The 19,889-nt window shown below is 57.5% G+C and carries 17 protein-coding genes; 11 read left to right on the top strand and 6 right to left on the bottom strand.

What is annotated here, in order from left to right:
* Positions 1–12: 12 nt before the first annotated feature.
* On the top strand, positions 13–1,137 hold the full coding sequence (holA, locus tag ROO76_13885; protein MDT8069252.1) for a DNA polymerase III subunit delta: 1,125 nt from the start codon (positions 13–15) through the stop codon (positions 1,135–1,137).
* Between the two features lie 33 nt (positions 1,138–1,170).
* On the opposite strand, the gene ROO76_13880 is transcribed toward holA, so the two are convergent.
* Both ROO76_13880 and rpsT read right to left on the bottom strand, forming a co-directional pair.
* Positions 1,171–2,244 (bottom strand): tetratricopeptide repeat protein, encoded by a 1,074-nt coding sequence (locus ROO76_13880; protein ID MDT8069251.1) that lies wholly within the window; start codon positions 2,242–2,244, stop codon positions 1,171–1,173.
* 234 nt (positions 2,245–2,478) lie between these two features.
* Complete coding sequence (gene rpsT / locus ROO76_13875; protein ID MDT8069250.1) at positions 2,479–2,751, bottom strand: 30S ribosomal protein S20; 273 nt, start codon at positions 2,749–2,751, stop codon at positions 2,479–2,481.
* A gap of 415 nt (positions 2,752–3,166) precedes the next feature.
* Between rpsT and ROO76_13870 the strand changes: the two genes are divergently transcribed.
* The 4 genes from ROO76_13870 (at position 3,167) to era (ending at position 7,079) form a co-directional block, all read left to right on the top strand.
* Entirely contained in the window at positions 3,167–4,252 is a 1,086-nt protein-coding gene (locus ROO76_13870; protein MDT8069249.1) for a PhoH family protein, read from the top strand.
* Positions 4,253–4,339: 87 nt separating this feature from the next.
* Positions 4,340–4,780 (top strand): rRNA maturation RNase YbeY, encoded by a 441-nt coding sequence (ybeY, locus tag ROO76_13865; protein MDT8069248.1) that lies wholly within the window; start codon positions 4,340–4,342, stop codon positions 4,778–4,780.
* A complete protein-coding gene (locus ROO76_13860; GenBank protein MDT8069247.1) occupies positions 4,777–6,075 on the top strand; it encodes a hemolysin family protein in 1,299 nt (432 codons plus the stop codon). Before ybeY ends, ROO76_13860 begins: the two co-directional genes overlap by 4 nt.
* A gap of 65 nt (positions 6,076–6,140) precedes the next feature.
* Positions 6,141–7,079, top strand: coding sequence for a GTPase Era (gene era / locus ROO76_13855; GenBank protein MDT8069246.1), 939 nt, complete (start codon positions 6,141–6,143; stop codon positions 7,077–7,079).
* Positions 7,080–7,152: 73 nt separating this feature from the next.
* Here the strand turns inward: era and ROO76_13850 are convergent, their stop codons facing one another.
* The 4 genes from ROO76_13850 to ROO76_13835 all read right to left on the bottom strand — a co-directional run bounded on the left by ROO76_13850 (position 7,153) and on the right by ROO76_13835 (position 12,017).
* Positions 7,153–8,505: a sigma-54 dependent transcriptional regulator gene (locus ROO76_13850; GenBank protein ID MDT8069245.1), complete on the bottom strand. Its 1,353-nt coding sequence runs from the start codon at positions 8,503–8,505 to the stop codon at positions 7,153–7,155.
* Positions 8,506–8,574: 69 nt separating this feature from the next.
* Positions 8,575–8,757: an energy transducer TonB gene (locus ROO76_13845; protein ID MDT8069244.1), complete on the bottom strand. Its 183-nt coding sequence runs from the start codon at positions 8,755–8,757 to the stop codon at positions 8,575–8,577.
* A 37-nt stretch (positions 8,758–8,794) separates the two neighbouring features.
* Positions 8,795–10,960, bottom strand: a complete 2,166-nt coding sequence (locus ROO76_13840) for an ATP-binding protein (protein MDT8069243.1) — start codon at positions 10,958–10,960, stop codon at positions 8,795–8,797.
* 211 nt (positions 10,961–11,171) lie between these two features.
* Positions 11,172–12,017, bottom strand: coding sequence for a hypothetical protein (locus ROO76_13835; protein ID MDT8069242.1), 846 nt, complete (start codon positions 12,015–12,017; stop codon positions 11,172–11,174).
* Positions 12,018–12,284: 267 nt separating this feature from the next.
* Between ROO76_13835 and pilB the strand changes: the two genes are divergently transcribed.
* The 6 genes from pilB (at position 12,285) to ROO76_13805 (ending at position 19,885) form a co-directional block, all read left to right on the top strand.
* Positions 12,285–13,994, top strand: a complete 1,710-nt coding sequence (gene pilB / locus ROO76_13830; GenBank protein MDT8069241.1) for a type IV-A pilus assembly ATPase PilB — start codon at positions 12,285–12,287, stop codon at positions 13,992–13,994.
* Between the two features lie 24 nt (positions 13,995–14,018).
* On the top strand, positions 14,019–15,125 hold the full coding sequence (locus ROO76_13825) for a type IV pilus twitching motility protein PilT (protein ID MDT8069240.1): 1,107 nt from the start codon (positions 14,019–14,021) through the stop codon (positions 15,123–15,125).
* Between the two features lie 52 nt (positions 15,126–15,177).
* A complete protein-coding gene (locus ROO76_13820; GenBank protein MDT8069239.1) occupies positions 15,178–16,389 on the top strand; it encodes a type II secretion system F family protein in 1,212 nt (403 codons plus the stop codon).
* A gap of 100 nt (positions 16,390–16,489) precedes the next feature.
* On the top strand, positions 16,490–18,166 hold the full coding sequence (locus ROO76_13815; GenBank protein ID MDT8069238.1) for an ATP-binding protein: 1,677 nt from the start codon (positions 16,490–16,492) through the stop codon (positions 18,164–18,166).
* 12 nt (positions 18,167–18,178) lie between these two features.
* Positions 18,179–19,564, top strand: coding sequence for a sigma-54 dependent transcriptional regulator (locus ROO76_13810; protein MDT8069237.1), 1,386 nt, complete (start codon positions 18,179–18,181; stop codon positions 19,562–19,564).
* A gap of 84 nt (positions 19,565–19,648) precedes the next feature.
* Entirely contained in the window at positions 19,649–19,885 is a 237-nt protein-coding gene (locus ROO76_13805; GenBank protein ID MDT8069236.1) for a hypothetical protein, read from the top strand.
* Positions 19,886–19,889 lie beyond the last annotated feature (4 nt).

The raw sequence follows: 19,889 nt of genomic DNA, 5'->3' as shown, positions 1-19,889 counted from the left end.
AAAGGACACGAAGTGCGGGCATTTGCGTCAACCGACAAGTTCGTCGACGCGGTGGAAAAGCGGAAATTGGCGGCCGGGTACGTGTTCCTGGGAGATGAAGCTTTTTTTCGCAAGCGCTGCCGGGACGCCGTCCTCGCTCACCTTATCCCCGCCGGAATGCGCGAGTTCAGCTTCTACGAGTTCGATCTCGACCAGACGGAGATCACGGAGATCCTCGATCGCGCACGAACCCCATCGCTGATGGCGCCCTTCCAGGTTTTCTTCATTCGCGGCGTTAAAGCCCTGTACGGCCGTGGCAAGCACGACGCGGAGTTCGCCGCCATTGAGGCATACTTCGAGCGCCCCAATCCCGATGCGCTCATCGTCTTTATCGCCGACCATATCAGCATTCCCGCGGACCTCCGTCGCATGGAATTGCAGGACAAGGATCGCTACGAGCGCATCCGCGAGACTCTTGGGGAGCACTGCCAGGTCATCGAGTTCGCTCGCGTGGACGAGGGCGAGGCGACACGCTGGATTACGGAATCCGCTTCCGCCGATGGTGTGAAGGTTGATCCCGATGCGGCCCACGAAATGGTGGATTCGCTCGGCGGCGACATGATGATGATCTCCAATGAATTGGAGAAGCTGATCCTGTATGTTGGCGAAAAGAAGCGCATCACCTTGGGCGATGTCGAAACCATGGTGCTCGCGGCAAAGCAGCGTACGCTCTACGAATTAACCGACGCGATCAGCGCCAAGAACCGAACGCGCGCTCTCGAAGTACTTGACGCCGTGCTCTCCACCAGCGACGGCGAAGACGCCGCGATCGGGCACCTCTACATGCTGGCCAAAACCTTCCGCCAGATGCTCGTTATCAGTGAACGCAACGTTCGTGACTCGCGCGCGCTGTGGCAGGTTCTGTGGCAGGGATTCCGGGTGCCACCCTTTGCCGCCGAAGACGTGATCCGTCAGGCACGCCGCTATAAATCTCGCCGCGAGCTGACGCGTGCCATACGCCTCATAGCGAAGGCCGACTTGGGATTGCGCTCGAATCCGCCGAGCAAACGGATGGTGCTGGAAAACCTGGTGTTGGACCTTTGCCGCGAACCGAAAGCGGCCGAGGTGGGTTGGCGACAGGAAGAATTGCCAGTGTAGCATCTAATTCCCTGCATTCTGCCCCAGGAATTCTCACTTCTTCGCCTGCGCCTCGATTCGCGCCAGTCCATCCTTCGCCGCCTTCGCTTGCGGAGTATCTGGTGCTTCCTTCAGATAACTTTCGTACTCTTTCCGCGCCCCGGGCAGATTGCCCTTAGACTCCAGAACAGTCCCAGCGACCAAATGCGCCAGTGGAAAGGTGTCATGCCCGTCGCGGTGCACCTTTTCCGCATCTGCGAGTGCCTGATCGGGTTCGTTCGTTTTCAGTTCGGCGAAGGACAGGAGCCCTAACGCGTTCGGATCATCGGGTTTTACAGCCAGGGATTCCTTCAGCAAAGTCTTGGCGCCCTCATAGTCGTTGTCCTGGAGTTTGAGACGGGCGAGATTCCGCTCGGCGTCCGCGTTCTTATGGTTGAGGGCGACTGCACGCGTAAATGCCTGGCGTGCACCGGGCACGTCGTTGAGGCGCATGTCGATCACACCAATGTTGTTGAATGCCCAATCAAAATTCGGATACTCCTGGGTCGCTTTCTCCATGTGTTTCTTTGCATCGGCCCACTTCTGCTTCTGCATCAACTGCATACCTTTGTCGTACTCGCGACGGGCCTTCACGGGCACATTCAGCATAGAGGCAGAAACCATCCCGCCCGGCAAATTGGCTTTCGCGTCAGCGGTCAGTTTCACCGTGACCGGCTGGTGATGGAAGCTTTCCCCTTGAAAGAGTTCGAATTCCTGCTGCGTGGTTTCAATCCCCGGGCCGCTCACCCGGATCTCGTAGCTATTGCCAGGCGGAATGGACATGGTCACCCTTCCATCCATGTCGGTGTAGTTCTCCTGGACTATCCCACCACTCATTTCGCTGACCTGCACAAGGGCCTGCACCGGGAGGGGCCGCGCACCATCGCTTGTGAGCTGCACCTCCAACCGAACCACGCGTGGCGTCGTAGACATGCCGGGGATGTCCATCGTGGGTCTGGTCGGATTGTTGGGAGCGTTCCCGGGATTGGAGCCACCGGGATTACCAGAGGGCGGACGTCTTGTCTGTCCGAGTGCAGCGGTAGTAAGCATAGCAACAACCAGCAAGGTAATGAGCCGGGGTCGATGCATGGCGAGTCCCCTTTCAAGAACGGTGATTGTAGCTAAGACGATTCCGAACAGCGGATCCAAGATGCCTAAAATTACAAGACGTGACAATTGCTGGTCGAATTCGAGCGCTCGTTTCTCGGTGGTGCGGCGACCGGGCGAACGACTCGGAAAATTCGCAAATCCTACTCCGAATTGACTCCGAAAGCAAAACGACAGGCCGCGAGACCTGTCGTTGGAGAAATCGGGAACTCGATTTTACTTCGCGGTTGCAGCCGCCTTCACGCGCGCGGCAAGACGGGATTTATAGCGCGACCCGGTGTTCTTGTGAATGACGCCCTTCTTGACGCTCTGGTCGATGAGAGAAACGGTTTCGCGGTAGACAGTCTGTGTCTGCGACTGGTCGCTCGAGGTCAGTGCGGTACGGAGCTTGCGCAGCTGAGTGCGCAGGCGGGAGCTGCTGGCACGGTTCACCGTGGTTTTCTTTTCCGTCTGCCGGGCGCGCTTCAGCGCCGAGAAATGATTAGCCATAACTGAGGTTCTGTCCTTCTAGAGAAGATCTCTGGAGTAGTGCCGAAACATCTATTCTACTGGAAAGATGAGAGTTCTGGCAATGGAACGGCTTCTCTGCTTTTTCGCTTCCTTGTTGCCGGTTTTGCCATCTAAACAACTGGAGTACCCGGGAATTCCCCGGGCCGTAATCGGGGCGGGGTACTCAGTTGGGGGCCAGTTCAGGATTTGGTTTCGCTTTCAGTTGACTCCGTTCCGAAAATCGGGCTACTCTCAGCCTCGATGGGAGCGTTCGACGCGACGAACTCTCACAATCCGTTCGACTCCGACCCGCCGTACCAATCGTGCTGCCAACTTAATTTCGTCTCCGGACCAGAGGAACTCCGGGGAAAGTCCACGCGCCCAGGGGGCGCAAAGGGGTGACGCCCAACTCTGAATGAAGAAGAATATCGAGATCAGCCCAAATATCGAGACCCTGTTTGGTACCCGTGACGAAAACCTGCATCTGATGGAAACCGGCTTTCAGGTCACCATCGACCTGAGGGCAGATTCCGTGGAAATCTGCGGCTCAGCGGCCGACGTGGCGCGCGCCGAACAGGTCTTCGCCGACTTCGAACACCTGCAGCGCAACGGACACCAGTTCACCAATGGCGATCTGGGCTCGTTGCTACGCGTCGTAATATCTGACGCGACGACGACTCTGCGCGGCCTGGTGGAGGCCGGCAAGCAGCGCTCGTTCGGAAAGCGCCCGGTGCAGCCGAAGAGCATCAACCAGCGTCGTTATCTCGAAGCCATCGAGAAGAACGACATGGTTTTTGGGATTGGACCCGCCGGTACAGGCAAGACGTACCTTGCGGTCGCGATGGCCATCTCCGCGCTGCTGAACAAGCGCGTGAATCGCATCATCCTGGCGCGTCCAGCGGTTGAAGCCGGCGAGCGGCTTGGTTTCCTGCCCGGCACGTTGCAGGAGAAGGTCGATCCCTATCTCCGCCCGTTGTACGACGCTTTGTACGACATGCTCGAACCGGAGAAGGTCGATCGCTATCTCGAAAAGAACATCATCGAAATCGCGCCGATCGCGTTCATGCGCGGACGCACTTTGAATGACGCCTTCGTCATTCTCGACGAAGCGCAGAATACGACGAGCGAGCAGATGAAGATGTTCGTCACGCGCCTCGGCTTCAACTCCAAGGCAGTAATTACCGGCGATATTACGCAGATTGACCTGCCGAACGCCTCCAAGAGTGGTCTGCTCGAAGCGATGAAGGTGCTGGCGAACGTCGAGGGCATCTCATTCCAGACCTTCGACGAAGGCGACGTCGTGCGCCATCACCTGGTACAGCGCATCATTCGCGCCTACGACGAGTTCAAGATCACGCGTGAACAGCAGATGTCGCTCAGCCTCGGCGAACCCGAGTCGCGGCCAATTGTGAATAGCAACGGCAATGTCAAGCCCGAACCGGCACTCGCTCCCGACGTGACTCCGCCCCAAGTCTCGCAGGAGAACCGGGCGCGGGAATAGAATAGGAACTCAAGGCGAGGGAGGGTGGCCGTATCGGTTGCCCTCCTTTTGCTTATGAATACGAAATTGGTCATCCTGAGAAAACCTGTGAAAGACGTTAGCGCCACCGCCCTCACGCGCTTTGCTGCGCAAGCACAAAGGGCTGCAAAGCTGCGCGGCGAACTCACGGTGCTGGTGACGGGAAATCGCGAGATACGGAAGCTCAACCGCGAGTTCCGCAACAAGAACAAGCCAACCGACGTAATTTCCTTCCCGTCCGAGGCCGGCGGCATCGCCGGAGACATTGCGATCTCCGCCGATATTGCCCGCGCTAACGGCCGGGAACTCGGCCACGGAACGCTCACCGAATTGAAAATTCTCGTTCTTCACGGGATACTTCACCTCGCCGGCTTCGATCACGAGACTGACAACGGCGAGATGGCGCGTAAAGAAGCACGCCTGCGACGGCAGTTGCAATTGCCCCTGGGGTTGATCGAACGCGTGAATGGAACTGGGACGTACAGCCCGAGGAGAGGCGAACGGAAATGACAGGCGCGATCATTGGCATTTTCATCGTTCTGCTCTTCGTTCTAATGCTGGTGGCGTACACCTCTCGCATCTACACCGAGGCCGGCAAGTTCCTCTCGCGCGAGTTCCAGGAGAACATCGAGTACTTCGAGCAGCATACTGAACCCCGCCTGAAAGTCAGCCGCCAGCGCGCATCGCTGTCGATGGCGGTGCTCGAACAGATTACGATCACCGCCCAGACATTGCTCGTTGCCTACGGCATCGAACGCACCTACGGCCGCTGGCAACTGCCTGAACTCGGCGAAACCGCCGTGCTGATGATCGTTGTCATCCTGATCTTCCAGCGATTCATCCCCTACGTTCTTTTCGCACGTACGCGTGGCCAGTGGCTCGGGAAATTTGTCCCGTTGCTCATGGTGCTGATCTACCTTTGCATGCCGCTGACCCTGGTTCTCGGCTTTCTGCAATCGGTAGTCTCGCTCACCCGCGAGCATGCCGATGAGCAGCCCGAGCATCCGTCCGAAGCCGTCGATGCTCTTATCGAGGCTGGTCAGGACGAGGGCATCATCGAAGAGAGCGATCGAGACCTTATCCACTCCGTCATTGAGTTCGGCGACAAGATGGTGCGAGAGGTGATGACACCGCGTCCGAATATCATCGCCGTGCCGGCCGAAACTACCATTGCGGAATTCACCGACCTTTTGCGCGACCACGGCTACAGCCGGATTCCCGTATACGAAAACTCCATCGACAACATCGTCGGTATCATTTTTTCCCATGATGTATTGCAGGTGCCCGATACCGAGGCCCACACCCGCCGCGTCGGTGAACTGATGTCTCGCGAGGTGCACTTCGTTCCGGAAACCAAGCGCGGCGGCGAATTGCTCCGCGAGATGCAGCGCGAGAACGTCCGCATGGCCGTCGTTATAGACGAATACGGCGGAGTGGCGGGCCTGGTCACGATTGAGGACCTGGTCGAAGAAATTGTTGGCGAACTGCGCGACGAGGACGAAGCGCGCGACGTAGTGCGCGAAAAGGATCAGTCTTACATCGTAAATGGCAGGGTGGATGTGGATCGGCTGGATAAACTCTTTGGCGTGCGCCGCGGTGATTGGGAGGCGACGACGGTTGGCGGTCTTGTTACCGAGTTCGCCGGACACATCCCCTCGCCGGGCGAAGTAGTCGAAATCGAGGGCCTGCGTTTCGAAGTCCTCCAGTCGACGCAGAGACGCGTCGAGCGCATCCGCATCTCGGTTACAGACCCGGAAGCTGTGCATCAGCCGCCAAATCCCCCAGGCCAGCACGAGACGCGATAATATCTTTCTTGGAGTCTCCGCGCCCCATATCTACCGTCTTTAAGAAATGTGGGAAAACGCCTCTTATGTCCTTTCGATCCGGCTTCGTCTCCATCATCGGTCGCCCTAACGCGGGCAAGTCGACGCTGCTCAATGCCGTCGTTGGCGAAAAACTTGCCATCGTCACGCATAAGCCGCAAACGACGCGTAACCGCATCACCGGCATCGTCAACGTGAAAAAACAGGGAAGACGTCAGCCGGGTCAGATCGTTTTCGTCGATACTCCCGGCGTTCACAAGCCAACCGACGCCCTGAACAAGCGCATGATGAAGGAAGTGGAGGACGCGCTGGTCGGCTGCGATCTTCTGCTCCTGATGATCGATGTCTCGCAGAGATTCGGCACCGGCGACGAATTCGTTCTCGAACTGGTGAAGCGCACGAACACGAAAACATTCCTCGTCCTGAACAAAATCGACCTGATCGAGAAAGGCAAGCTGCTGCCGATGATCGAGCAGTATTCGAAATTGCACAGTTTCGATGAGGTGATTCCAATTTCTGCGGAAAAGAAGCAGGGCCTCGACGCCCTGCTGACCTCAGTCGTGAACGCGCTCCCAGAAGGGCCGAAGTATTTTTCGGAAGAACAGGTCACCGATCAACCCGAGCGCTTCGTTGTCGCTGAACTTATTCGCGAGCAAATACTGATCAATACGAAGGAGGAAGTTCCCTACGCAACCGGAGTCATCGTCGAACAATTTGAAGACACGCCGAAGCTGGTGAAGATTGCCGCCGCCATCTGCGTCGAGCGCGAGGGTCAGAAGGGCATCATCATCGGCAAACAGGGCGCCATGCTCAAGCACATAGGTACCCGCGCCCGCCTGGAGATCGAAAGATTCCTGGCCAAGAAAGTCTTTCTCGAACTGTTTGTCAAAGTGCGCGAAGGCTGGCGCGGATCGGCGAGGGCAGTCGAAGAGACAATGGATTGGCGGAGGCAGTTGGAAGGACTAACGAGAAATACTACCAAGTAACGCGGGCCGAGTACCGAGCACCGAGTACCAATACCAAGTACAGAATCATCGGCTCCAGAGTTTCTACTCAGCGTCACTCCTTCACCGCAATCCCCAAGGCTTTCATCTTCCGATACATGTGGCTTCGTTCGAGTCCCAGTACCTCTGCCGTCCGACTGACGTTGCCGTGGTTCTCGTCGAGTTTTTTCAGAATGTAATCGCGTTCATACGCCGCTCTCGCCTGGTGCAGCGTCGAGAACTCGCCCAGCGCCCGTCGCGAGCCGTCGCGATAGACCAGCGGCGGCAGGTGCTTGCGGTCGATCTTGTGCACGGTTGGGTTCATGATGACCACGCGCTCGATGACGTTGCGAAGCTCGCGCACATTGCCTGGCCACGAGTAGCGCATCAGCGTGTCCACGGCGTCGTCGGTGATCTCTTTGCCTCGCCTGCTGTACGCCGCTGAAATGTCCTTCAGGAAATAGCGCACCAGTTGAGGGATGTCTTCCTTGCGCTCCCGTAACGCCGGCACAAAGAAGGGAACTACGTTCAGACGATAAAAAAGATCTTCGCGGAAATTGCCCTTTGAAATCTCGTCTTCCAGGTCTTTGTTCGTCGCTGCAATTACTCGGGCATCAACCGTGATCGGTTCTTCCAGCCCAACCGGAATGAATCGCCCCTCGTCCAGGGTACGCAGCACCTTCGACTGCGTCTTCAAACTCATGTCGCCCACTTCGTCGAGGAACAGTGAGCCGCCGTCACCTTTCTGGAATTTTCCATCCTTGTCGCTGTTGGCCCCGGGAAAAGCGCCCCGACGGTGGCCAAACAGTTCACTCTCGATCAGGTCCTCGGGGATGGCGGCACAGTTTACCTCGACGAACATTTCATCCTTGCGCAAGCTCTGCGCGTGGATGGCCCGCGCCACGAGTTCTTTGCCGGTGCCTGACTCGCCATAGATGAGCACACGCGCGTTGGTTGGCGCCATCAGGCCGATCTGCTGGCGCAGGGCTTTCATGGGGACGCTGTCGCCGACGATTACGCTCTTCGAGAGCATCTGGCGCTTTAGTTCATTGTTCTCGGAACGCAGGCGGCGAGCCTCGGCGGCGTTCTTTACGACGATTAATGTCTTGTCGATCGACAGGGGCTTTTCGAGAAAATCGTAGGCGCCCAGTTTGGTAGCACGCACGGCAGACTCGATTGACCCGTGGCCGGAGATCATGACCACCTCGGGCGGATCGTCGAAGTCCTTGATCTTCTCCAGCGCCTCGAGCCCGTCGATCCCGGGCAGCCAGATGTCGAGTAACACCACGTCGTAGTGGGTTTTACGCAGAAGTTCCAGGCATTCTTCAGCGCTCTCGGCGGCGGAGGCCTTGTAACCGTCGTCTTCAAGTACGCCGCTCAGTGACTGGCGAATGCCGATCTCGTCATCAACCACCAGAATGTGATACATGGATGTGTCTAATTTAACAGGAAGTGTGGCTTTTTGGACACCCATGCTGCGGGCTGGCTTCGCTGCGGATCAGTACAGGCGAAAATTGACTTCGACGTGTAAAGCGGCAGGAATGAGTTTCCCCTGAAAAGTTGCCGGTTGAAAACGCCAACTGCGGACCGCTACAGCGCCGTTGTAATTCAGGTTCGGTTCCAGCGAGCGAACGAGCAGGACATCACTCACGAGACCCTTCTCGTCAACCAGTAACCGCATAGACAGCTGTCCCCTGAATTCGTTGGGATTTGAGGGATCAGTCTCCGGCTTCCCGAATCACATCATTCGGAAGGACGGTTCGTTCTGCTTCCGCTGCGATTGGCAATTCGACGATGAATCGAGCCCCCACCGGTTTGTTCTCTTCCGCCCGGATGCTGCCATGGTGATCCTCGATTATTCGCGCAACGATAGAGAGTCCGAGGCCGGTGCCGCGGCTCTTTGTGGAGAAGTAGGGAAGGAACAGGCGTTCTTTGATCTCTGGCGTGAGCCCCTGTCCGGTATCGGCAATGACCAACTCGACGGCTTCGCGGCCGCCGAGCAACGAGGTCGAAATCGTCAGTTCGCGAAGCATGGAGTCCTGCATCGCTTCCGCGGCGTTGTCGACCAGGTTAGCGACCACACGCTTGATCGCCTCCGGGTCAGCCATCACAGGCGGCAGATCGCCGGACAACACCTTCTGCACACGCAAATTGTTTAGGCGGCCGTCGAACATTCCCAGCGCCGATTCCACGATTGCGTTAAGGTCGGATGGTTGCGGCTTCGATTGCGGGAAGCGCGCCAGGGTAGAGAACTCATCCACCAGCTTGCGAACCGTTTCTACGGCGCCCGCGATTGTCTCCGCGCACCCATGAATCACCGCTAGCGATTGATCGTCCGGCGTGCCGCGATCCAGGTGGCGGCGAATGCGTTCGGCGGAGAGTTGAATAGGCGTGAGTGGATTCTTGATTTCGTGTGCGATGCGTCGCGCGACCTCCCGCCACGCTGCCTGCCGTTGTGCCTGCAACAGCTCCGACAGGTCTTCAAACACCACGACGTAACCGAGCCGCGATTCGTGCCCCGTCACGCGAAGGTTCATCGACGCAACCGTGATGCCGACTTTCATGCTGGTTGCGCCGTTGGGGATTTCGAGCTGTGTCTGTGTCGTTCCCATGCGGTCGGCCTTACGCAGCAGCCTCCGCAGGTCCAGCGCCGCTTCCATACCAAGACGCTCACGTAGAAGGTCTTTCCGTATCGGATCGCCGTTCTCCAGGTGAAACATACGGCGGAAGGCCGTATTCACGTGCGTGATGTTGCCGCCGGGATCGAGCGAGACCACGCCCGTGGGAATACTCTCAAGAATGGTTTCCATGTAGCGGCGCCGGTCTTCGAGTTCATGAGAACTCGCCTCGATTTGTGTTCGGTTCGACTCCAGTTCCGCTGCCATCCGGTTGAAACTAGCAACTAGTTCCGCCAGTTCATCGCCGGCCGCGACCTCAACCCGGTAATCGAGTTTCCCTGAACTGATCTTCTGAGTCGCCTCTTCCAGCGCCGATACCGGCCGGATGACCATCTTCGAAAGGTAGAGCGCAAACCACGTTGCCGCAAACAGCACGATGACCGTCAGCAGCAGCAACACCAGGAGGTAGGTTTGCCGAATCAGCTTCTGTTCACTGCGCAGTGCTGCGTACTTGTGCTCGCTCTGCTCGAGTTCGCGCAGCGTCGATGAGTACTTCGCGGGGAGGGGCATTGCCACAAGCACGCGTCCATTTCCACCGATGCGGCTTCCCGCCAGCATGTAATCCTTGCCGTCGATCGAAATATTCAGAGGGCTCTTATTCTCGAGCGCGTCCAGCGGTAGCTTGCCCTTCAGCAGATACCATGAATCCGGAGCCTGGTAAGTTGCCTCCGCACGATCGTCAATCAGCGCGATCGCGAATCCGCCTTGCAACGTGAGTTCACGGCGGCGGAACTCCTCCAGCATCGATCCGAAGTTTCCGGTCTTGTAAGCGCGTGCGGCTTCGGGCGAAGCCGCAATAGCCTCAGCTTCTGCCTGGGCGTTGCTTCCGGCGTAATCGCTCAGCAGCTTCGTTACACTCTCGGTGTGTGCGCGAACCTCTTCCGCAGGACGCGAGAACCACTTATCGATGGACCGGTTCATCAGCCCGTAAGAGAACAGGAACATCGCAATGACCGGCCCGAATGACAGGAACAGCGCACCCAGCACCATCTTGGTGCGGAACTTGGATCCCTGCTTCACGTTTTGGCGGTCCAGGTAAAGCTTGATCAGGTTCCGCGCCAGGACGAAGCTCAACCCAACCAGCAACAGGAAAATGATCGCGGACAGCGCCGCAAACACCAGCGTTTGCTCACTGGTGTCTGGCCTCAAAAAAGTGAGATTGAAGGCTGCCTGCGAGAAGATCGTCCCAAAGAGAATGAAGATCACGAGCCCTAGTAAAACCAGGGTAGCCCGCCGCGGGCGTCGGTCATTACGGGTTGGCGACTCCGAAGGCAAGCCGTTTACACCTGAGTGGACGCGCCAAATCTTGGGGGAGATGCGGAAATTATAAGCGAACGGCAGAACTGCAAAGGAGAAAATGACAAATCTGCAGGCGCAGGTTCACGGTACGGCGCAAGAATACACCTGGCTGAACCTTCTACTTGCGTCTGGACGTCTTGAGTTTTCGATTCGCTTCTTGACTCCTGTTATTCGTTTTGCCATTCAGGTACACCCTCAACGGGCACTCCTCGCACTTCGCCGTGCGGCTCTGGCAGTAGTGCTTCCCCACTTGCACGATTAGCGCATGGAATTCGTTGTAGTCCTGTGCCAGTTCAGTCCGGGGTGCTTCGGACATCTTCGATGGCAGGTGGACGGTCGGTATTGGTGTTTCTTCCGCGGGACCGGGCCCAGGTTCCACCGGGGGGGAGCACCGAGCATTGCCGACCGCAGCCGATGGGCGAACATGTCTTCGCAACTCGTGCTCGATCATCTCGCGAATCTCATCGTATTTCGCATCCGCCTCAACGAGTCCATGCCGCTCGAAGACCCGCCGCGTATACGCATCGACGACAAAGACCTCGTGCTGGCCTGCGTACAGCAGGATCGAGTCCGCCGTCTCCGGCCCAATGCCGTTGAGGCCGAGCAACTCGGCTCTAAACTCGTGTGTGGGTTGCGCAAACATCCGCTCCAGCGCTCCCCCATACCGTTCATCGAGGAACACTACAAAGCCCTTCAGGCGCGCCGCCTTCTGCCGAAAGAATCCCGCGGGTTGGACCAGTCTTTCCAGGTCCGCCAACGGTATATTCCGAATTCCCTCGATGGTCAGCAGCCGCGAGGCACGCAGGTTCCCGAGTGCCCTCTCGACATTGGTCCAGGCCGTGTTCTGGGTCAGGATCGCCCCGGCAATGACCTCGAACGGCGACTCTGCTGGCCACCAGTGTTGCGGCCCCCAGGCTTTCCTGAGAGTCTCGAGATAGGAGCGGATTTGTCGGTTCTGATCCAAGTTTCGACCGTGCCAGGCCGCCTATTACCTACTTTTTCTACGCCGTCCACCTTACCTGAGTCTGTAGTTCTTTAGTTACTAACTCGGAAACTATTCTCGATTGACAATTTATGTCACAGAACATACGCTGGGCCTCACCCGCACCCGTGTGTCTGAATTTGCTGTAAGTCATTGTCGCATGGTGATTTGCGCAGCCGGAGAATTGTACCTTCTGGCAGCTTTTCGGCGCGCAGCGGGGATTCGGATTCAACATCAAGGGAGCAGGAAATGTCGCAACGGCTAGGTGATCTTCTGGTTAAAGAGAAGGTCATCTCCCAGCAGCAGTTGGAACAGGCCTTGAAGGCTCAACGGGACAACGGGTCCCGTCTGGGATCGGCCCTTGTGAAACTCGGTTTTCTGACCGAAGAAGATGTCACCAACTTTCTATCCCGGCAATATGGCGTTCCTGCAATCAACCTTTCCTATTTTGAAATCGATCAGGCCGTCGTCAAACTTGTCCCGTTCGAAACCGCAAAACGCTACCAGATCCTGCCTTTAAGTCGCGTCGGCGCTTCCCTCACCATCGCCATGGTCGATCCCACCAACGTCTTCGCCATGGACGATATCAAGTTCATGACGGGTTTCAACATCGAGCCCGTGGTGGCCTCCGAGACCGCCATCATGGATGGCATCGAAAAAGCCTACAACAGCGTTGAAGAGGAAAAGCTGGAAGAGGTAATGGCCTCGCTCGAGGGCGAAGCGGACGTCGAACTGCAGGAAGAGGAAGGCGACATGGATCTCGCCGACCTCGAGAGAGCCGCCGACGAGGCCCCCATTGTCAAACTAGTAAACCAGATCCTGACCGAGGCCGTGAAAAAGGGCGCCAGCGACATTCACATGGAGCCCTACGAGAAGGAGTATCGCGTCCGGTTCCGCATCGATGGCATGTTGTCGACGATCATCACCCCGCCCATGAAGCTGAAGGACGCCATCACCTCGCGCGTCAAGATCATGGCCAAGCTGGACATCAGCGAAAAGCGCCTTCCGCAGGATGGCCGAATTATGCTGAAGGTCCACATCGGGGGCAAGCGCAAGCAACTCGACTACCGCGTCAGCACCCTGCCGACACTGTGGGGCGAAAAAGTCGTTCTCCGCTTGCTTGACAAAGAGAATCTACGCCTCGACATGACCAAACTCGGTTTTGAGCCCGAGTCCCTCGAGAAATTCCAGCGCGCGATTCTGAAGCCTTACGGCATGGTGCTGGTCACGGGTCCGACGGGGTCCGGCAAAACGAACACGCTCTACTCGGCGATCTCGCTACTCAATAAACCTGACACGAACATCATGACCGCCGAAGACCCGGTGGAATTCCAGTTGGGCGGCGTCAACCAGGTGCAAATGAAGGAGCAGATCGGCCTGAACTTCGCGGCTGCGCTGCGATCGTTCCTCCGACAGGACCCGAACATCATTCTCGTCGGCGAGATCCGCGACTTTGAAACCGCTGAAATCGCGATTAAGGCCGCGCTCACCGGACACCTGGTGCTTTCCACGCTGCATACCAACGGCGCGCCGGAGACGATAAGCCGGCTGATGAACATGGGCATCGAGCCGTTCCTGGTGGCGACATCGGTTCACCTCATTGTCGCGCAGCGCCTGGTTCGCCGAATCTGCGCCGAATGCAAGGACAAGGTCGACCTGCCCACGCAGGCACTGATCGAGGCCGGCTTTACGCCCGAGGAATCCAAGCAGGTCAACGTATTCAAGGGCCACGGTTGCAGCAATTGCAATAACACCGGATATAAGGGCCGTGCGGGCTTGTATGAAGTTATGGAAGTCGACGACGACATCCGCGAACTCATTCTTGTGGGCGCGTCGGCAACGGAATTGAAGAAGAAGGCGATCGAGCACGGGATGATTACGCTGCGCCGCTCCGGTCTCATCAAGGCTGCGGCTGGAGTGACCACGCTCGAAGAAGTAGCCAGAGAAACGATTCACTAAACGGAACTTCTGTACGAGGAAATCATGCCAGTAACGCTGAGTGACTTGTTGAAACGAATGCTGGAGATGAATGGAAGCGATCTCCACATCACCACGAATTCTCCGCCGCAGGTACGCGTGCATGGACATCTCCAGCCATTGGACCTGCCGCCACTGAACCCGGCGGAAACCAAGCAGTTGGCGTACTCGGTGATGACCGATGCTCAGAAGCACCGCTTCGAGGAAGATCTTGAACTGGACTTCTCGTTCGGGTTGAAGGGCCTGGCGCGTTTTCGTGCCAACGTCTTCAATCAGCGCGGCGCCTGCGCCGCCGTGTTCCGCGTGATTCCTTTTGAAATCAAGTCGTTCAACCAGTTGAACCTGCCGCCGATCGTTTCCAAGCTTTGTGACAAGCCGCGCGGCCTGATCCTGGTCACTGGCCCCACGGGCTCCGGTAAATCGACGACACTCGCCGCAATGATCGACAAGATCAACTCCGAGCGGCATGACCACATCATCACTATCGAGGACCCCATCGAGTTCGTCCACCAGCACAAGAGTTGCCTGGTGAACCAGCGCGAGGTGCACTCCGATACCAAGGGCTTCTCCAACGCCCTTCGCGCCGCACTTCGCGAGGACCCCGACGTGGTCCTCATCGGCGAAATGCGCGATTTGGAGACGATTGAATCCGCCCTCCGAATTGCCGAGACGGGTCACCTCACTTTCGGTACCTTGCACACGAACTCCGCCGCCTCCACCATCAATCGCATCATCGATGTCTTTCCGTCGCACCAGCAGCCGCAGATTCGCGCCCAGTTGTCGCTGGTGCTGGAAGGCATCATGTGTCAAGCCCTGCTGCCCAAGATCGGTGGTCAGGGTCGGGCAATGTGTATGGAGATATTGGTGCCGAATCCCGCAGTCCGAAACCTGATTCGTGAAGACAAGATTCACCAGATCTATTCAGCGATGCAGTCGGGCCAGGACAAGTACGGGATGCAGACATTCAACCAGTCGCTCGCAACGTTGTATTTCCAGAAACAGATCACACTGGAAACAGCTATGCAGCGCTCATCCATGCCGGACGAATTGCAGGACATGATCAACCGCGGACAAGGCTTGAATCGCGGTCCCGCGGTGGCGACCCGCAGGTAGACGGAACGGCGGCCTGCGTCCGCCGTAAGGCCCCATTTGAGGGAGGTTCAGAATGCCGGTATTTACATTCACGGGTACGAACTCTGCCGGAGAGAAGGTTTCAGGCGAACGCGTCGCTCAGAATAAGCAGGTTCTGGCAGCGAACCTTCGGCGCGAACGCGTGACCCCGAGCACGATCAAGGAAAAAGGCAAGGAATTCGCGCTTCCGACATTCGGCTCCGGCAAGGTGCCGACGAAAGACCTGGCCATCTTCTTCCGCCAGTTCTCGGTCATGATCGATGCCGGACTGCCTCTCGTGCAGTGCCTCGAAATTCTGGCCGCCAACCAGGAGCACCAGGCTTTTCAGAAGTGCCTCAACGGTGTGCGAGGGAAGGTGGAAGGTGGCGCAACCCTCGCCAACGCCATGCGGGAATACCCCAAGGTCTTCGATGACCTTACGACCAACATGATCGAAGCCGGTGAAACCGGCGGTATTCTTGACACTATTCTGCAGCGCATCTCCTCCTACGTTGAAAAAGCCGTGAAACTGAGATCGGCCATCAAGTCGGCGCTCATCTACCCCGTCTCTGTCATTTCATTGGCTGTGTTGATCGTGGGCGCGTTGCTCAAGTTCGTGGTACCGATCTTCGCCAACCTCTTCGTCGGATTGGGCGTCGCGCTCCCGACACCCACCCAAATCGTGATCGGCCTGTCGAACTTCATCGGACGGTTCTGGTGGCTCATGCTGGGCAGCGTTGTCGGGTTCTTCTTTGCCATCAAGCAGATTCGCAAAAGCCCGCAGGGCAAACTCACCATCGACCGCATCATGCTGAAGATGCCGGTATTCGGCATTCTTCTCAGAAAGATCGCCGTCGCACGCTTTACGCGTACTCTCGGTACCCTGATTACTTCGGGTGTTCCGATCCTCGAAGGACTCTCGATTACCGCTCGAACATCTGGCAACGCGGTTGTCGAAGAGGCCCTGATGAAGGTGCGAAAGGCCATCGAAGAAGGCCGCACTATCGTCGACCCGCTGAAAGAGAGTGGCGTGTTCCCAAACATGGTGACGCAGATGATCGGTGTCGGCGAAGCTACCGGCGCGATGGATGCAATGCTGCAAAAGATCGCCGACTTCTACGAAGACGAAGTCGATGCAGCGACGAAAGACATGCTGACCCTGTTGGAACCGATCATGATCGGTTTCCTCGGCGTCGCTGTCGGCGGCATCGTAATTTCGTTGTACATGCCGCTGTTCTCGATGATCTCGAAACTGGCCGGCGGCTAGAGCGCTGCAGCAATCTTTGGTGACCCACATCTGCGCCTTTCGCAGATGTGGGTCTTGACAGGCTGAGTTTTCCCAGGCTCGGTTCTGAAACGTGGTAGCGATGGCAACGACATTCAATGAGCGGACTTGGCTGGAATGGCTGGTAAAAGTCCGCGTCATTATCATTACGTTTCTTCTCGCCATTGAACTGGCGATCACGACGCTTACCGCTACCAGCGTCAGCAAGTCCCTTTTCATCGCCGTCATTATCGCCTGGTATGTAGCCTCAGCCATCTACATGGTTTGGCTGCGATCTGGGCGCAATGTTGCCACCCAGGCACGCGCTCAGGTTCTCACGGACCTCGCTTTCGCCACAGCGGTTGTTTATGTCACCGGCGGCATCGATACCTCTTTTAATTTTCTGTTTCCCCTCGTCATCATTCTCGCCAGTATCCTGCTCTCGCAGTCATGGGCGTATCTGACGGCCGCCTTGTCGTTTATATTCTTCGGCGCAATTCTCGAACTTTCGTTCTTCGAACTCATCCCTTCGTTCTCCGCCAGTAAGCCTGATCTAAAGTCGCTACAAGCGGTCATCTTTATCAACCTGTTTGCGTACGTTGTCGTCGCCTATCTCGCTGGCCGGCTCTCCAACCGACTGCGACAGGTTGGGGTTGAACTCCGCAACAAGCAGGACGCCCTCGAAGACCTCCAGGTATTGCAGGCCAATATCGTCAATTCCATCAGCGGCGGCGTGATCACAACCGACCTCGAAGGACACGTCAAGCTGATCAATCCCGCCGGTTGCGGGTTGCTGGGTTTGAATCCGGAGACAGTGCAGGGACGGCAGGTTCAGGAACTCTTCATCGATCCACTTCCCAGCGAGACGAGCGGCTTCTGGCGACGCGAGGTCCGCGCCATTGCGACCGGTGGTGAAGAGAAAACTTTCGCCGTCACGGTTGCCGGTCTGCGGCTTGCTGGCCGCGGTCTCGTTGGGCAGGTCTACACTTTCGATGACCTGACCGAGATCCGGCGTCTCGAGCAGGAAATCCGCATGCGCGACCGTCTCGCCGCCGTCGGGCGACTCGCGGCCGGCATTGCGCATGAGATCCGCAACCCACTGTCATCAATCGCTGGCTCCGTTAAGGTGCTTTCGGGTATTGCTACTCTCAGTGATGATCAGCGCAAACTTGTCGAAATCGTGACTCGCGAGTCCGACCGCCTGAACGCGATCATCACCGATTTCCTCGATTACTCGCGCGAGAAGAAATTCCAGATGCGGGTTGTCGATCTGGTCGCACTTCTGCAAGACACTTTGACGTTGCTGGAGAATCGTCCACCAGTGCCGATGCCCTGGCGCCCGGAAACCCACAACAAAGAAATCGAAATCAGGCGCGTATTCAACGTCGAGCACGCGTGGGCTTACGGCGACATCGACAAGCTGAAACAAGTCTTCTGGAACATTGCTGATAACGGGCTGCGCGCAATGCCGAGCGGCGGCGTGCTGACCGTCACCGTAAGCGAAGATGGCGACGGGTGGCGCGTCAGTTTCAGAGACACCGGGATCGGCATTTCGCACCGTCACCTGGAAAAGATCTTTGAGCCGTTTCAGTCGGAGTTCGAGGGCGGAACAGGTTTAGGTTTGGCGATTGTGTATCAGATCGTGCAGGCGCACGATGCGGATATCGAAGTGAAGTCCGGACAAGGGAAGGGAACCGAAATCCTGTTGCGGTTCTCCCGCGCTGAAAACGCCATCGAAGCACGCGCGAAGGCCGACGGACTCGTACGCGCGGGCAACTAAGGAAAAGGGTCTATGGGGAACATTCTGGTCTGTGACGACGAGCGCTCGATCTGCACCATGCTGGAGATCATGCTGCGTGGCGACGGGCATCACGTCGAAACGGTCAATTCCGGCCAACAGGCCATCAGCAAAATCGATAACGCGCTCTATGACGTCGTCGTCACCGACATTAGGATGCCCGACGTGAACGGCATGGATGTGCTGCATCATACCCGACGCGTTTCGCCGGACACGCTCGTCATCATGATCACCGCCGTTGACGACGCGGATACTTCGATCCAGGCTCTGAACGCCGGAGCGTTCCATTACGTCCGGAAGTCCGGCGCGGGCCTTCCGGGCGACGTTCGCGCCGCCGTGCAACTCGCTCTGGAACGGCAGTCGATGCGACTGCAGAATGCGGCGCTTGTGCGAGACGCTTCGGCCCGCAATTCGCTCGACAACATCATCGGCGAAAGCCCCGCGATCGAGAAGCTAAAGGACACTATCCGAACCGTTTCATCCACGACCAGCACGATCCTGATCCTCGGCGAGAGCGGAACGGGTAAAGAGCTTGTTGCGCGCGCCGTTCATGCCTGCTCGCCGCGAGCGGGCAATTCGTTCGTCAGCATCAATTGCGGCGCTTTCCCCGAAACGCTGCTCGAGAGTGAACTGTTCGGCTACGTAAAAGGTGCTTTTACGGGCGCGAATCAGAACAAGCGCGGCCTGTTCGAGATGGCGAATGAGGGCACAATCTTCCTCGACGAAATCAGCGAGATGTCGCTCTCGATGCAGGTCAAGCTACTGCGAGTACTGCAGGAACGAACGGTCCGCGCAGTTGGTGGTTTGCAGGAGACTCCGGTTGACGTTCGCGTGGTTGCGGCCAGCAACAAGGATCTTGATCATCTGGTCGCCGAAGGCGCGTTCCGGGAAGACCTTTTCTATCGGCTCAGCGTGATTCCGCTGCGTGTACCTCCGCTGCGCGAGCGCGAAGATGACATCACGCTCCTGGCGAATCATTTCCTGAAAAAATATGCGGGACAAATGGGCAAGCGAGTCCGCGAAATCGCTCCCGAATCCATGCAGGTCCTGAAGGGTTATGACTGGCCCGGCAATGTCCGCGTTCTGGAAAACACGATCGAACGAGCGGTTGCAATGGAGCAGACCGAGGTACTCCACGTCGAACTTCCCGGGGATCGCCCAAAGGCAAGGGCCGCAGCGGCAGCGGCGGGTAATGGCGGCGCGCCGGGTATTGCGTTGCCGCCGGACGGGATCGATCTGGAGCGCTACATTGCTGATATCGAACGTTCTCTGCTGCAATCGGCTCTGCGGCGTTCCAACGGGGTCCAGACCAAGGCGGCGGAAGTGCTGCGACTCAGCTATCGCAGCTTCCGGCATTTGATGAAGAAGTACGATCTGTAGGCTTTAGGTACCTGTTCGAGGTGCGAGGATCAGCCTGAGCAGTATTCGCCTCGTACCTCGCACCTCGTACCTTATACTTTCCTCATGCGCTACACCTTCCGGTTCCTGTGGAACGCTACTCGCGGGCATCACCTCGCGCCATGGCGGAGTCCATACCTGCGCTGGCGCCTGGAGACCTACACGGGAGTGAAAATGCATAAGGTTGGATTCCTGGAGTTCGTTTCCTTCCTGTGGCGCGAGAAGATTCCGCTGCTGCGGTTCCTTCACTGGACTGCTGATATGGAACAGTACGCGAGGGTGAAGCCGAAGAATCCCTGGTAAGAAG

The sequence above is a fragment of the Terriglobia bacterium genome (assembly GCA_032252755.1).
Taxonomy (GTDB): domain Bacteria; phylum Acidobacteriota; class Terriglobia; order Terriglobales; family Acidobacteriaceae; genus JAVUPY01.
This window is presented reverse-complemented; position numbering and strand designations above follow the sequence as displayed.

Coding starts and splice junctions, on each gene's coding strand:
- ROO76_13880 (MDT8069251.1), bottom strand. CDS start 2,244: ATGCATCGACCCCGGCTCATTACCTTGCTGGTTGTTGCTATGCTTACT.
- rpsT (MDT8069250.1), bottom strand. CDS start 2,751: ATGGCTAATCATTTCTCGGCGCTGAAGCGCGCCCGGCAGACGGAAAAG.
- ROO76_13870 (MDT8069249.1), top strand. CDS start 3,167: ATGAAGAAGAATATCGAGATCAGCCCAAATATCGAGACCCTGTTTGGT.
- ROO76_13860 (MDT8069247.1), top strand. CDS start 4,777: ATGACAGGCGCGATCATTGGCATTTTCATCGTTCTGCTCTTCGTTCTA.
- era (MDT8069246.1), top strand. CDS start 6,141: ATGTCCTTTCGATCCGGCTTCGTCTCCATCATCGGTCGCCCTAACGCG.
- ROO76_13850 (MDT8069245.1), bottom strand. CDS start 8,505: ATGTATCACATTCTGGTGGTTGATGACGAGATCGGCATTCGCCAGTCA.
- ROO76_13845 (MDT8069244.1), bottom strand. CDS start 8,757: ATGCGGTTACTGGTTGACGAGAAGGGTCTCGTGAGTGATGTCCTGCTC.
- pilB (MDT8069241.1), top strand. CDS start 12,285: ATGTCGCAACGGCTAGGTGATCTTCTGGTTAAAGAGAAGGTCATCTCC.
- ROO76_13825 (MDT8069240.1), top strand. CDS start 14,019: ATGCCAGTAACGCTGAGTGACTTGTTGAAACGAATGCTGGAGATGAAT.
- ROO76_13820 (MDT8069239.1), top strand. CDS start 15,178: ATGCCGGTATTTACATTCACGGGTACGAACTCTGCCGGAGAGAAGGTT.
- ROO76_13815 (MDT8069238.1), top strand. CDS start 16,490: ATGGCAACGACATTCAATGAGCGGACTTGGCTGGAATGGCTGGTAAAA.
- ROO76_13810 (MDT8069237.1), top strand. CDS start 18,179: ATGGGGAACATTCTGGTCTGTGACGACGAGCGCTCGATCTGCACCATG.
- ROO76_13805 (MDT8069236.1), top strand. CDS start 19,649: ATGCGCTACACCTTCCGGTTCCTGTGGAACGCTACTCGCGGGCATCAC.